Source organism: Salicibibacter cibarius (assembly GCF_016495725.1).
GTDB classification, from domain to species: domain Bacteria; phylum Bacillota; class Bacilli; order Bacillales; family Marinococcaceae; genus Salicibibacter; species Salicibibacter cibarius.
The window spans coordinates 4020792-4034732 of the sequence record NZ_CP054705.1 but is presented as its reverse complement, the minus strand read 5'-3'; the positions used below and the strand labels follow the sequence as shown (position 1 = coordinate 4034732).

Annotated in this window: 16 protein-coding genes and 2 pseudogenes; 12 read left to right on the top strand and 6 right to left on the bottom strand. The window is 40.1% G+C overall.

Annotated elements, in window-relative coordinates:
* The first annotated feature begins 21 nt into the window (after positions 1–21).
* The 11 genes from HUG15_RS20375 (at position 22) to HUG15_RS20325 (ending at position 7631) form a co-directional block, all read left to right on the top strand.
* Positions 22–747 (top strand): class I SAM-dependent methyltransferase, encoded by a 726-nt coding sequence (locus HUG15_RS20375; RefSeq protein ID WP_200125289.1) that lies wholly within the window; start codon positions 22–24, stop codon positions 745–747.
* 55 nt (positions 748–802) lie between these two features.
* Positions 803–1225, top strand: coding sequence for a FosM family fosfomycin resistance protein (gene fosM, locus HUG15_RS20370; protein ID WP_200125287.1), 423 nt, complete (start codon positions 803–805; stop codon positions 1223–1225).
* Positions 1226–1249: 24 nt separating this feature from the next.
* The gene (locus tag HUG15_RS20365; RefSeq protein ID WP_200125285.1) at positions 1250–1723 is read left to right on the top strand and encodes a GNAT family N-acetyltransferase; all 474 of its coding nucleotides are present in this window, start codon (positions 1250–1252) and stop codon (positions 1721–1723) included.
* 128 nt (positions 1724–1851) lie between these two features.
* A complete protein-coding gene (locus HUG15_RS20360; protein ID WP_200125283.1) occupies positions 1852–3057 on the top strand; it encodes an MFS transporter in 1206 nt (401 codons plus the stop codon).
* Between the two features lie 233 nt (positions 3058–3290).
* Positions 3291–3716, top strand: coding sequence for a MarR family winged helix-turn-helix transcriptional regulator (locus tag HUG15_RS20355; RefSeq protein ID WP_200125281.1), 426 nt, complete (start codon positions 3291–3293; stop codon positions 3714–3716).
* Entirely contained in the window at positions 3701–4030 is a 330-nt protein-coding gene (locus HUG15_RS20350; RefSeq protein WP_200125279.1) for a DUF3147 family protein, read from the top strand. Before HUG15_RS20355 ends, HUG15_RS20350 begins: the two co-directional genes overlap by 16 nt.
* A 672-nt stretch (positions 4031–4702) precedes the next feature.
* On the top strand, positions 4703–4999 hold the full coding sequence (locus HUG15_RS20345; protein ID WP_200125277.1) for a hypothetical protein: 297 nt from the start codon (positions 4703–4705) through the stop codon (positions 4997–4999).
* Positions 4996–5217, top strand: coding sequence for a MerR family transcriptional regulator (locus HUG15_RS20340; RefSeq protein ID WP_200125275.1), 222 nt, complete (start codon positions 4996–4998; stop codon positions 5215–5217). Before HUG15_RS20345 ends, HUG15_RS20340 begins: the two co-directional genes overlap by 4 nt.
* Before the next feature lie 17 nt (positions 5218–5234).
* On the top strand, positions 5235–5657 hold the full coding sequence (locus tag HUG15_RS20335; RefSeq protein ID WP_200125273.1) for a hypothetical protein: 423 nt from the start codon (positions 5235–5237) through the stop codon (positions 5655–5657).
* Positions 5658–5832: 175 nt separating this feature from the next.
* Positions 5833–5994, top strand: a complete 162-nt coding sequence (locus HUG15_RS23205; protein ID WP_246516418.1) for a hypothetical protein — start codon at positions 5833–5835, stop codon at positions 5992–5994.
* Positions 5995–6464: 470 nt separating this feature from the next.
* On the top strand, positions 6465–7631 hold the full coding sequence (locus HUG15_RS20325) for an RNA-guided endonuclease InsQ/TnpB family protein (protein WP_200125271.1): 1167 nt from the start codon (positions 6465–6467) through the stop codon (positions 7629–7631).
* A gap of 150 nt (positions 7632–7781) precedes the next feature.
* On the opposite strand, the pseudogene HUG15_RS20320 reads toward HUG15_RS20325, so the two are convergent.
* The 6 genes and pseudogenes from HUG15_RS20320 to HUG15_RS20295 all read right to left on the bottom strand — a co-directional run.
* Positions 7782–7949 (bottom strand): annotated as a pseudogene (locus HUG15_RS20320) (DinB family protein); the annotation flags it as partial.
* A gap of 56 nt (positions 7950–8005) precedes the next feature.
* Positions 8006–8627: pseudogene (locus HUG15_RS20315) on the bottom strand (LysE/ArgO family amino acid transporter).
* 43 nt (positions 8628–8670) lie between these two features.
* Complete coding sequence (locus HUG15_RS20310; protein ID WP_200125269.1) at positions 8671–9465, bottom strand: AAC(3) family N-acetyltransferase; 795 nt, start codon at positions 9463–9465, stop codon at positions 8671–8673.
* A 33-nt stretch (positions 9466–9498) separates the two neighbouring features.
* Positions 9499–9930: a GNAT family N-acetyltransferase gene (locus HUG15_RS20305; RefSeq protein WP_200125267.1), complete on the bottom strand. Its 432-nt coding sequence runs from the start codon at positions 9928–9930 to the stop codon at positions 9499–9501.
* Between the two features lie 191 nt (positions 9931–10121).
* Positions 10122–11120, bottom strand: a complete 999-nt coding sequence (locus HUG15_RS20300) for a S66 family peptidase (RefSeq protein ID WP_200125265.1) — start codon at positions 11118–11120, stop codon at positions 10122–10124.
* Between the two features lie 20 nt (positions 11121–11140).
* On the bottom strand, positions 11141–11569 hold the full coding sequence (locus HUG15_RS20295) for a GNAT family N-acetyltransferase (protein ID WP_200125263.1): 429 nt from the start codon (positions 11567–11569) through the stop codon (positions 11141–11143).
* 146 nt (positions 11570–11715) lie between these two features.
* Between HUG15_RS20295 and pdxR the strand changes: the two genes are divergently transcribed.
* A complete protein-coding gene (pdxR, locus tag HUG15_RS20290; protein WP_200125261.1) occupies positions 11716–13104 on the top strand; it encodes a MocR-like pyridoxine biosynthesis transcription factor PdxR in 1389 nt (462 codons plus the stop codon).
* The last annotated feature ends 837 nt before the right edge of the window (positions 13105–13941 follow it).

Here is a 13941-nt window from a genome sequence, read left to right as displayed (position 1 = left end):
CGTTGGAAGGAGCAAACAGTGATGGATCAAAAATGGAATGAATCAGATACGGAAGTGTTCCTCCGTTACGGGCGAGTATTTGTCCCAGAACGGGGCGAATTGGCGAAGACTTTTATCGATCTTATTCCAGCAAATCATGATGAAGATTTCGTCGTTGTAGACATCGCTACGGGTGGAGGTTGGTTAACTGAAACCATTGCAAGCACCTTCCCTAAAGCACATGTTATTGCTTTGGATGGATCTCCGGAAATGTTGAAATATACAAAAGATCGACTCGAACAGTACGCTGACCGTTTAGAATTTCGTCATTTCGATCTTTTTGACGCTTCATGGCTAAATGATTTACCGAATAAAGTAAGATGCTTTGTGAGCAGCCTTGCCATTCACCATCTTTCTTTTCAACAAAAACAAGATTTATTTAAAAAGCTTTATTCGAATTTGCAAAATAACGGAGTCCTTTTGATCGCTGACATTGTAAAACCGGTAAATGAAATAGGCAGGCGCAGCATGAGTCGTAGTTGGGATGACGTCACGAAAAAACAATCCCTAAAGTTAGAGGGGAACCTTCAAGCTTATGAATATTTTCTCAATGCAGAATGGAATTTGTTTGAGCATCCGGGTGATCCTGTCGACAAACCGTCCACGTTGATGGAACAATTAAATGCCCTTCAGCAAGCGGGCTTTTCTGACATAGATGCATGGTGGGTAAAAGCGGGTCATGCTCTTTTTGGGGGATATAAGTATTAATAACAGTAACCGCTTCTATAAAGATGTGAAAAAGTTTGTGTTGAGGTGAATACAGTTGTTTATAAAGGGGCTTAATCATTTTTTATTTTCCGTTTCTGATTTGGAAAAATCCATTGAGTTTTACCAAGATGTATTTGAAGCTAAATTACTGGTTAAAGGAAAAAGCACCGCTTATTTTGATTTGAATGGCATGTGGTTAGCGCTTAATGTAGAGGAAGATATTCCTCGCAATGAAATAAGTCAGTCATACACTCATGTTGCTTTTACCATTGAAGAGGCTGACTTTGTTAGCATTTATAACAAATTAGAGGATCTGGACGTAAATATCTTATCCGGTCGCCCCAGGAGTGAAAAAGACAAAAAGTCTATTTATTTCACAGATCCTGATGGCCATAAATTTGAGTTTCATACTGGGACTTTGCAAGATAGACTGGATTATTATAAGCAGGAAAAACCGCATATGGAGTTTTATGTTTAATCTGGTAATATTGGAGGATAAACCATGGAGATTCGAACAGTTAACAGTTCAGATTACTACGTATTATCACCGTTAATAAATGATTGGTGGGGTGGACGGCAAATGTCAGACATGTTGCCGAAATTATTTTTTGATCACTTTAATGACACAAGCTTTATTGCTGAAGAACATGGAGAGATTAAAGGTTTTTTGATTGGATTTTTATCTCAGTCCCAGTCAGATGAAGCTTACATACATTTTGTTGGTGTTCACCCGGAGTACCGTAAACGAAGAATAGGAAATGAGCTCTATAACCAATTTTTCTCTACAGTGCAAAGTGAAAATCGAAACAAAGTACGTTGCGTTACTTCGCCGGTCAATAAAACGTCTATTGCCTATCACACAAGAATGGGCTTTGATATTGAACAGGGTGATAAAACAGTAGATGATATATCAGTGATAGCAGATTATGATGGACCGTCTCAAGATAGGGTATTGTTTGTGAAGGAACTCGAATAACAATAGGGTTAGATCTAACGTTTTAGCGGTAGAAAGAAATTTCCATCAAAACGGGAGTGATCACACATATGTAAATCTTCCTCTCTCTAACACAACAGAAAATTGAATACAGAGAGAGGATGTTATATATGCACAGTACGTTCACTCGTCTTGTGACAGGCCAAGCGTTTAACGGTGCAGGCATGGTGCTCTATATCGTCTGTTTAATGCAGCTCATATATGAAGCTAGCCATTCGCCAATTTTTATGAGTCTCGTACCTGTGACGATCACGTTTACGAGATTTGTTTCGGGTTTGGTCGTTCCCGTTTTCTTTCAACGTTACCCGTTGCCGATGATTCTTTTATCCGCACAGATTTTAAAAACGGCACTTTTCATCCTGTTAATTTTAATTGTTTTTTATGGAGAGCTATCCTTGATCTTCATCCTCATCAGCCTTCTTGCTTTTCTTGATGGATGTTCCGATCCCGCAAGCGATGCACTAATCCCTCGATTTGTGCAGACAGAAGCACTTGTAAAAGCAAACAGTACAGCGGCTATCGTCTACCAAACGGTTGAGTTTGGTTGCTGGGCGTTAGGTGGCGTTTTCCTCGCTCTGTTCGGTGCCGAACCCTTATTGATCGTGGTTTTTGCCTTGTACGTTATTGCAACATCTGTTTTTTGGACGATTAGACAAGAAACTTCTGTGATCAAAGCACAGTCCCGAAAAAGCTCACTCTTTGGAGAAATGCTCACGGGATGGGAAGAAGTACGACGACTTTCCTGGCTTCGCAATTTCATTGCCATTTCATTCATGGATGCAGCGGTAGGTGTCATTTGGATCGCGGCGATTGTCTATGTTTTCGTTGAGGAAGCACTTGGGGTCTCGGAGATCTGGTGGGGATGGATCAATGCTAGTTTTTTTATTGGGCTAATTATGACAGGAGTTATCGTTTATGCACGGGAGCATTTTTTTCGGCGTCAGCTCACACGAATCGTGCTGTTTGGTTTTCTGGGATCAGCACTTGTTACCGGCACGTATGCATTAATTACCCTGCCTTTGCTTGCCCTTTTGCTATCTGTAGGTGTTGGGGTCTTCCAACAGCTTCGAGGAGTCGGCATGCATACCATTTTACAGCAGAAAATCTCCGGAGAAAAATTGCCGTACGTATATGCTGTTAATGAAGCAGTAACAACATTAGCGTTCGGTATCGGCGCTTTAACGGTGGGTATTATTGCTGAAAATATCGGTGTCCAGTTCGTGTACTTGGCCTCGGCAGGCTTCTTACTCGTATGCATGGGATTATGGTTCATTATTTTTCGCAAGATTTGTGAAGTAAAGGGTGTTTATTTTTGAAATCATAAAGAATAGGACAGCTTTAATAGAAATTTAGGTTTTGATTCATTTGCTTTGTAAACGGTTATTGCTTGTGATCAATCCCTCGTTCCAAGTGTTTGATAAATAAACGGGACGCAATTCACGTGGAGCGGGTTGCGTCTTTTTAAGTTCAGCTTCATTTAGGTGCATTGATGATTATAAAGTCATATGATATGATTGTATCGTAATAAACGATATAAAGGAGCCTATTTATGAACCAATCCTTAAGTGAAGCAATTAACCGGAATTGGACAGAGATTTATTATCACCTTCACTATGAGCATCAAGAACCGATTACTCACCAAGCTATTCGTATGCTTCAATATCTCGATTTTAACGGCAAAGCAACGGTTGGTGAATTATCTAACTTTTTATCCGTTAGTCACAATACAGCTTCTGAGCATGTGAAACGCCTCATTCAAAAGAGCTGGGTTGCCAAAATAAGAAGTACAGAGGACGAACGGAGAGTTCACGTTGTAATAACTGAAGATGGCAAAAAAATCTTGTCTCGCAATACACAGCTTAATGAAGAAAAGCTAGCGAACATTCTTAATAGTTTGACAAAAGAAGAGGCAGACACGATCAAAAACGCCTTTGCGATCTTAAGCTGGGAGGCGAAAGCTTGTTCACCGCAGTAAAAATCCTTATATCTGCTCTAATCATTGGTGTTATTACTGAAATTGCACACCGATTTCCAACAATTGGTGGTATTATTGCGGCACTGCCTCTCGTAAGTTTACTAAGTTTAATTTGGCTTTCTTTTCAAGGGAATAGCGCTGAGGAAATCAGTAAGTTTGCCATGGGTGTATTATGGGGATTTCCGGCAACAGCCGTGTTAATTTTAATTGTGGCTCTGCTGTTAAGATATTCTTTTCCACTTTCTCTCGCCATGCTTTTAGGAGCTGGTGGTTGGTTTTTGTGTTTGAAGGTTCAGGGCTTAGTGTTCGGATGAATGGTCTTTGGTGTTTGCTTTGCGATCAGAAAGATTGTATAATGAAATTAGAAGAGACAGAAGCTAAAAAAGACCGTGCGGTGTTGGTAGCACCGACGGTCTTCCAATAGAACAACCCGTACCAAGGGTTTTGTTCACCTAGTTTTTAGATGAAGTAACCACTTTGGATTGTTGCCCAGGGGTGGTTACTTCTTTTTTTGGTCGTCATTTTTAATAATTATCACCACTAACGTGGCCACAGCCACACATAGCATGGCTGCTTCGTACGTAATTATCATGACGGTTCACCTCCCTTCTCCCTTGAGAAAAGGGTGCCAGTGATATCAAGGTTTGCAAGGTGAACGCCCACCCCTGGATAGGCTGTTTATTGTCTTTCTATTATAGCATAGTTCTATCTTTTATCATCGAGATATTAATGCAAGTATAAATATTCGTAATGAAGCACTACGATTAATCTTAGAGACTACGGGGATAGCCTAATTCATAACTTTCGGTTACGAATGTGAGGAATCTCCATTATCAAATGTCGTTAGATATTAAGGTGGAGTATTTCAAGCATGGTTTTATACACATCCAAACCGTTCATCCTTGATATGTTCATAAGGAACTCGTATTTTGCAAACTTTGCATTGTTTGATTTGTGGTATAATCGTGATGTGGAGGTGGCGCGACATGTCTACAAAGCACAAATTGAACATTGAGTATATCATACAGGATCTCGAAGAGCTTTTAAATAAGACGGATGAACATCGAAGTGATGATTTGTCAGCCATTAAACGAACCATAGACCTTTTGAATCGCGGTGCGGTCATGCGAATTGGGGGAAAAAGTGTAGTTATTCTTTCTGATGATGAAATAGAAATTGAACAATCAAATACAAAGGATTCTACAGTATTTATGGAAGACCATGGCGAAGGGGAAGAAGGAAATACGTTTCCACGGGACAGGTTGCTGACTACTTTGAAGTGACGACAGAAACGGTTCGTGATTGGATCGAAAAGGGTCTGCTACCCGCTCATCGCATTGGGAAAAGGGGGCGTTATAAGGTACCTCGTGAATATTTTGAGTATGTTAAACGAAAGCGAGAAGAGGGCTTCGACATTACGGAAGACATTATGAAAGATGTTTTGGGTGATGATTACAGTTCTGATTGGGAAATAGACATGGATGAAGGCGCTAGGGGCTGAAAGTGAGTGTGATCAACATGGATGAGAAAAAAAGACGCAAACCAATTGATGCTGACACATTAGATTTTGCGCGTGATCATGTTTTGAATATTACTGATATTACGCGAAAAAATAAGTTAAGTGAAATCATGGAGCGTTTTTCCGCACAAGATGAAAACGATGATGTGTATGTTATTCAAAATTCAAAGAAAAAAGGTACAGCTGTTGTGTTGGCGGATGTAGAGCATTATAAAGAACTGTTGAATTATAAAGAAGAATTGGATAAATTACAGGATAAACTTGTTGAAATGGAGGCAATTGCTCGTTTAAATTCAGACCCAAACGGATCGGTGTCTTTAGAGGACCTAGCTGAGAGTTTAAGCGATGATGGCATTAAAATTGATTTTGATTCTTTAAATGCTAAGGTGATGGCCGGGGAACTAACCGAGGAAGACGAGTGATTTATGGTCCAAAACGATAAATGTATTGAAGCACTATAACGTTGAACTTTCCTTTCATCCAGATGTAGATAAAGATTTGAAAAAACATCGAGGGCAGCTTTCCCTCATCTTTCAGCTAATTCTTAGAAGGGCAAAACAAGGAGCGCTGATTAAGCCTGAAGGAGTAGAATAGCCCTTGAATAGCCTTTTGCACAACTATGCAAAAATAAAGCACAAAAGTAGAGGAATTCGTATTATTTATCTAGCTGTAAAAGAAGATCCCATAAAAATAAAAATTATTGCAATTGGCCCACGAGATAAAATGAAAGCTTATAAAAGAGCAGAAGAAAGACTGTAGAAAATAAATGTGATATCCAATTTGTTTGTCTTCTTTCATCCATCACGTTGGGCAAAACCGCATTGGACTTTTTATCAAGTAAATAAACTTAAATGGAATAAAGAAAAGGATGCTCAAGGCTTATAATTTTGAGATATGAGGGATATCCAAAACTTGGAGACATATTGTTAATCGCTCAAAGATCTTTAAACCACTTTTGCAGTTGGTTAATATGGGCCTGATGATACCTATTGTGGTCAGTCATGTGCCATAGGCCAAGCGAATTGTTGCTTTTTTTCATTTTCATGTCCGAAGGTAACTACGGTCCCTAAATCATTGTCTTTAACCGTTTTGCCGAGGAGCCTCCTTCAAAATCTTTGATTTAGTGGGGGATGAATCGGCATTTTTTATTAGAAAAATAGGAAAAAAGCTTGATAAAAAACATATGTTTGGTATAATAGAGGCAAATCAAACGTTCGGGAGGTGACAACATGTTGGTACGCATGAATTATAAATACGAAATGTTTCCAAACAAAGATCAGATGGAAACAATGAATTGTTGGCTGTCTATCTGTCGTCAACAATACAATTCCGCTCTTTTGGATAAACAGCGTTTTTACCAAAAGAATAAGACCGGACTATCCCGACATGAATTGCAAAAACAGCAAACAAAGGATAAACAAACATTCCCCCTTCTTAAAACAATGCCGTCGCAACCTTTGCAGGAGGTTTTTTTTCGCCTGGAAGAAGCGTATAAGAACTTTTTCGAAGGGCGTGCACGTTATCCAAAAATCAAAAAGCATAAAGATTACCAGTCACTGACATTTACACAATTTGGGGTGGAAAAACGAAAGGTAAAAAACAAGAAAACCGGTAAAGTTAACGTACGCGACGTGCGTTATGCTGCTTCGTTAGGCGAAAACAATCATCTTCTTATTTCAAAGCTCGGATCAATCTATGTCAACTTTCACCGCTCAATAGAAGGAAAGGTGAAACAAGTCACGATCAAACGCCAAGGTCATCGTTGGTTTGCGATCTTCAGCGTCGAAAGACACGTAAACGAAACGGTTGATTTCCCTGTTCAATCCACAGGCGTTGATGTTGGGATTCATAAGTTTGCCGTGCTATCGGATGGAAGCAACGTCGAAAATCCGAGATTCCTTTTGAAAACAGAAAAGAAATTGAAACGAGCGCAAAAGAAACTTTCCCGCATGAAACAAGGGTCAAATAATTGGAAGAAACAACGTCTAAAAGTCCAACAGCTGCACATAAAAGTGGCGAACCAACGGCGTGATTTTCTCCATAAACGAAGTTATCATCTTTCGAAAACATATAAATTCGTTTTTGTGGAGGACTTAAAAATTCGAAATATGGTGAAAAACCGTCATTTGGCAAAATCAATTTATGACGCTGGTTGGGGTGCTTTTTGTCGTAAGCTCGAGTACAAATGTAAAAATAATGGTGGAGAACTCGTAAGAATTAAACCCCATTATACCAGTCAAGACTGTTCCAGCTGTGGGAAGCGAGTGAAAAAGGCTTTGTCCGTTCGCACACATGTGTGCAAGTCATGCGGAACAGTTTTAGATCGCGACCATAATGCGGCCATCAATATTGAAAAAGTTGGGCTGGATCTCTATGGTTTGAGCCCAACCTTATAAATCGATTGTTTCCACTGTAGGGCAAGGTCCTGTCCGAGCAGTATAAAACAAAGCCCTGGGAGATGATGTAAGACTCGGTTCACATAGAACAAAGCCATCGTCCGTGAAGAGGGAAGCTCCACCAAAATCTTTGATTTAGGTAGAGAGGTTCACCTGGGCAGTACTATTGAAATTATTATTTGGGCCTTTATAATCTACTTCTTCTTGCGACATGCCATCCGTGATTAATCGTAGCCGCTGGCTATTTTCTTTCACAGCGGAATACAATATTCCCACAGTTGGAGGCATGTTTGGTTCACCTTGCAAGTCAAAAAACATCAGTTAGAGCCCCCTTTGAAGTGAATTTGTACTATACAACCTATAGGCAATCACTATTAGATCAACAAATACAGTTGATATCCTAGAAAGATCGCTACTCCCCAAATAATTACTGCTGAAATTTTATTAATAAGAACGACGATTTTACCTTCTTTATCGATCGTGCGTATCGTTTTGCCGCTCATCGCTAATCCAACAAAAGATAGCCATGATACGGCAATACAAGCGATCGTAAACCCCATTAATTCAAGGGTTTCAGAATACCCCAGCGAATTGGTTCCAATAACCCCTACCGTATCAAGGACAGTATGAGGGTTCAAAAGAGAAACAGATACGGCAAATAGGATTTGTTTTTTTGCATTCATCGCTCCGTGCTGCTTATTAACTTCTATTGGATCACTTGACCAAATAGACCATCCAATGTAAATAAGAAAAAGAAATCCAACCGCAAAAAAAGATGATTTGAAAAATAGGTATAGTCATGACGATGAGTGAAACGCCTAAGACTGCAAGAATAATTAAGATGGTGTCGCAAATGGAAGCTGTTACTACGGATGGCATAGTATGCCGTAACTTTTTGTGAGCAGCCCCTTGATTAAAAAGGAATATATTTTGCGCTCCAAAAGCTAAAATTAATCCGAAGGATAATATAATTCCGTGTAAGATAGCTCCTAGCATGAAACGTTCCTTTCTTAATTACAGAGTTGCGTCGAATATAAAATTAGTTTATATTTTTCCCCGTGTATTCAACTAAATCAGGTTGATAAATCAGCCTTGAGAAAGCATGGCCAACATAACCTTTCCTCAGCTCATATTCCTGTTCAAACTTCTCGCCAACTGCTGGAAACTTTTCCTCATCATAATCAATCTCCGTAAATGCTTTCCATACCTTTTGATCGTTCTCTAGAATTGGACTCATCTTTTTGACTTCTTTAATACCTGTAGCTTTGTGCTCTCCGTAATGCATGGACGTGTTCGTTTCATAATCCGTTCCAAGCATCAATACATAACCACTATTTCGGTATATAAAGCCAAGTGGCGAGTCATCGCCCAGTCCATTATCTAATGAATGGTTCCTTGCGATTTCCTCGCGGTTCTTTCCCCACACTGAAAAAGAATGTACAGGATGATAGCTGCGCTTCACGTCCGGGTATGTGCGAAATGACTCTGCAATGGTCCCCATTGCCACGGTTGGTGTTACATTGGGATCAAATGGAGGCAATTCATTTATTACTTCGGTGACCCATTCTTCCGGGATTGCCGGATTTCCCCATTCTCTGGGGTCCGATACATCAGCGCTGTGAGCTGGCATGATAATCGTACCTTTTGGAGTGATCACCTCTTGTAAAGCTTGAATAACAGCCACTGGTCCACCGCAGACCCAACCTAACGATTTCATCGACGAATGCACAATAATAACCATGCCTTCGTCCAAGCCTAACTTTCTTAAGTCATTTGCAAGCGAAGTACGTGTTTGGGGTGCTTTAGATTGTTGAATTAATTCTGATTGACTCATGATGGCCTATCTCCTTATCGTTTGACAATTGTATTATAAAAGGCTTTTAGTAAACCCAATATTTTTGTCTTCAAACCCCATGTTCTTATAAAACGTGTGTGCATTTGACCTTTCCGGTCGATCCCCGCTATTCAGTGCTATCACATTAGCTCCAATCATTCTTGCCCAATTTTCTGCTGCTTTAATGAGTTCTTTTCCAATTCCAAGGTTTTGATAGTCGGGATCTACAACGATGGCTACGATTCGAACATATATGCCATCCGCTTCATAAAAAAAGCTTTTAGCTAAACTGACCATTCCCACGGTTTTATCATTATATGAAGCGATCAAAGTGTGATAGTCGGGGTGTGATTCTATATTGCTAAATCTTAAATTCATTTCCTCGGTAGTCGTTGGATACCCTAAATGCTCCATCAGTCCGGCTAATGCACTTATGTCTTTTTCAGTTGCTGTTCTAATTTCCATTTGTAATGTCTCCAATCGATTTCATGCAGCTTCTAATATCATAGCATTTAAATGAAGCTCACCTTGTCAAAAAGGTGAGCTTTTACCAAGAGGAGACTATAATCCCAAAAAAGGGTATAGTACTTCAAGCATAAATGAAAATCTTGCATTAATAAAGGGGTTATTTTGGCTGCTTAAGGAAAAATTAATCCCTAATGAACACCCTTTTCAGTAAAAACAATGTCCCCATTATCTGCGTCTAACTCTACCTTAATTCCAATCGGGAACACATGAGAGGGGAAAGTATGGCCGATATCAACATTTTCCAGAATTGGGAAGCTTCGATCACCGATGACCTCAAGTAAAAGGTCTTCCTGCGTGAAAGGAGAACCAAGATCATCAAAATGTTCATGTTTGCCTATAATTAACCCTTGGATTTGGTCAAAAACACCGTGGAGTTTTAACATGGAAAACAACCGTTCTTCTGTGGCCATGTCTTTAAAAGAATCTTCGATAAATAGAATGGCGTCATTTAGATCCGGGAAATACGCCGTACCTATAAAGCCAAACATTGCATTCAAGTTGCCGCCGATTAGTTTTCCGCTTGCTTTGCCACTTCTGACACATTTCCACCCTTCATTAGTAACCATCGTTTTTGCCCTGTCTTGTGAATGCCAATCGATAAGTTCTTCAGTCCATTTATCAGGTACTTCAAGTGTATAGGGAGCTTTTTTTTCGGCAAATAATTCATTTTTTACATAGTCTGCACCTGATTTAAGCATTTCTGGATATTCTCCAAAGGAGGGGACAACGGCAGGCCCATAAAACGTATGCAGCCCGGTTTTTTGATAAATCCCCAAAAGTAATGCTGTGACATCGCTGTAACCCATCATAATTTTTGGGTGCTTTTTCAAGGTTTTGTAATCAATGTAAGGCAATAAGGCGTTCGAATTCATCCCTCCAATCGTACTGATAATGGCTTTAATTTCCGGATCTCTTATAAATTCGTTTATTTCTTCTGCCCGATCACGAATAGTAGATGACCGATAACTCTGTTCCTTATGTGTACAACAGCCCTCAACTAAATCTAATCCCATGCTTTCCAAATACGCTTTGCCTCTTTTAAAACGTTCGGGAAACTTTACCGGTGCCGGGGTGGAAGGGGAAATGATTCCCACTTTATCTCCTTTTGTAAGGTGGTCTGCTTTCATCGTTGCCACATCCTTTTCTACTAACTCAATGATCGTTTAAAAACATAGCTGGCTTTATCATACTTCATTTTTGCTTCATAAAAGCGATGGGCATCGTAGCGTTGTAAGCCCGAGGAAAGGGCAACACTTTCATAATTATTCTCTAATGCCCATTCGTGCACGAATGATAGAAGCTCTTCTCCGTACCCCTTTGAACGTTTAGTTGCATCCGTAACTAAGTCGCAAATCCAAACAAACCGTCCGTAGTATAAGGTTATCATAGGCTTGAATCCAGTGACAGCGACGATCTCTCCTTGATCATATAAAGCAAACAATCGGTACATGTCTTTTTCACTCGCCTCTGCCACCAATTCCACGTATTCGTTTTCGTTAAGATGCGAACGCAATTGATTCATAATCGGGAACGCTTCCAACCATTCATGTTCAGAGATTAATTCTTTTACATCCATTTACTTAGCCCTCCTTGAATTTTATCTAACCACTATCATTAAGTAGTGATAAGGAATAAAATGAGTATAACGTCACACTGGCATTATCAAAATAGCCAGATTCATTACATTAAGCAATGCCAGATAGAAAAACGGAGGTAGGGTCAATGTTTGAAGTCACCATTCATTTAAACGCTAAAAGTAACACTCCTTTGTATCTCCAAATCTATCAATACTTCAAACGAGAAATTCAGTCGGGTAGGATAGAGGAGGAAACAAAGCTCCCTTCAAAGCGAAAACTTGCTGAACACCTTGCAGTTAGCCAACTTACAATCGAGTCCGCATATGATCAGCTGAAAGCAGAAGGATATATTCACAGCCAACCTAGAAAAGGGTTATTTGTCCAAAAAGTGGCGTACGATATACTCCCTGCCGAAAATGCGCCAACATTTCCCCCAATGGAAGCATTATCTAAGCAAATGGCGTATGATTTTCATCCCGGGAAAATTGATTTGGACCATTTCCCGCACAAAACTTGGCGTAAAATTAGTATCGAATGTTTAAGTGATGAGGAACATTTATTAAACGGTGATCCTCAAGGCGAATTTAATTTACGTAAAGAGATTTCTATGTATCTTTTCCAATCTCGAGGCGTTCGATGTTCCCCGGACCAAATTGTCATTGGGGCGGGGACACAATACTTAGTTGGTATTCTTTGTATGCTTATGGATAAGGATTCTGTTGTAGCAATTGAAGATCCGGGCTTCCATAGGACGAAACATGCGTTGAAAAACCACAGCATGTCTATTGATCCAATCCCTCTGGATGAAGAAGGGATCGACGTAGAACGGTTAAAGAATAGCTCGGCAAATATTGCCTATGTTACCCCTTCCCACCAATTTCCTACCGGGGTCGTTATGCCGATTTCGCGAAGGTTGGAGCTCCTTAAATGGGCAGAAAAAACAGGAGGATATATCATCGAAGATGATTATGACGGCGAATTTAGATATAAAGGAAAGCCGATTCCAAGTTTACAGGGGATTGACGCTTCAGAAAATGTTATTTACTTTGGGACATTTTCCAAATCATTGATTCCCTCTGCGCGTATAAGCTACATGATCTTACCTGGGGAATTGAAAAACAATTACCAGCAAACGATGTTGATGAATAAACAAACTGTCCCTCGTTTATATCAAAATATTTTATTTCAATTTATGAAAAATGGCTACTGGGAAAGGCACTTAAATAAAATGAGAACCGTATACCGCAGCAAACATAAGACATTAATGGCAGCGATTCATCAAGAGCTGGGAGAAAGAGTTACGGTTATTGGCGATCAATCGGGCTTGCACATCCTCTTGAAAGTGCACAATAACATGAGTGAAGAAGAGCTAATCAAAGCAGCTGAAAAACACAATGTGAACGTCTATCCAACCTCGATTTATTACGAGAAAAGGGACAATCACAGCTCCCCTTCGCTATTACTTGGGTTTGGAGGTTTATCGGAAACTGAAATAAAACAGGGGATCATTCAATTTAAAAAAGCTCTCTTTTGATCGATTATGCGTTACCTGTTTCTTGTTTGCTCCGCCAGCAAGTTCCGGTTGTGGAAAATCGGGAGGATGCCGTCATTAGCTAATTGCGCTGTCCCGGAGCCCTTGGCATACAAGGGATGACTGCAATGCGAAAAGAACTCCCCAAAAAAACAACGGGCTCATGGAGATTGGCGGTGCTTATAGTGATCGGTCCGGGAACATCGATCCCATATCGTAAAAAGGTCTTCGGCATGTGCATCGTGTATAAGATTAGTCCTCGAGATTGGACTTTGAAGACTCCTTGTGTCGCCCGGGATGCAAATGAGTCCTCAGAAATCGGTTTAGTGTACTCAAATCGTTGCTTGGGATTCAGATAAGTCCGCAAGTGTAACAAATCATGATAGGTTGACCATCTTTTTCCTATTTCCGTGGGTGTGGCGACGGGTCATGATTGTTTTGGAGCATAAAAAACGAATGATCAACGAGTATCAGAAGCAATTGCTGGTTCGCGGAAGGAAAGGTTGAAGGGGAGCGTTTCAAAAATTCTTTCCTCTGGTGGTGTTCCGAAAAAATACGGCAAATAATGAGGAAAGCGGTCGCCGGATATAAGCCGAATATCTATGAATCATGGCCTAAAAAGAGTGGTTTGATATGAACGATATCGGGAGGGGCAGAATTTAAGCGACAAAATCAGGTTTATCGTCCCATTGGAATTCGTTTTCCTTCCTATTGTGGGACAAAATCGAGTTTATTGTACCATTGGTCGTCACTTTTCTTCCTAAAATGGGACGAAAAGAGGGTTATCGTCCCATTGGGAACTGTTTTATTCCTATAATGGGACAAAATCGGTTTGTTGAA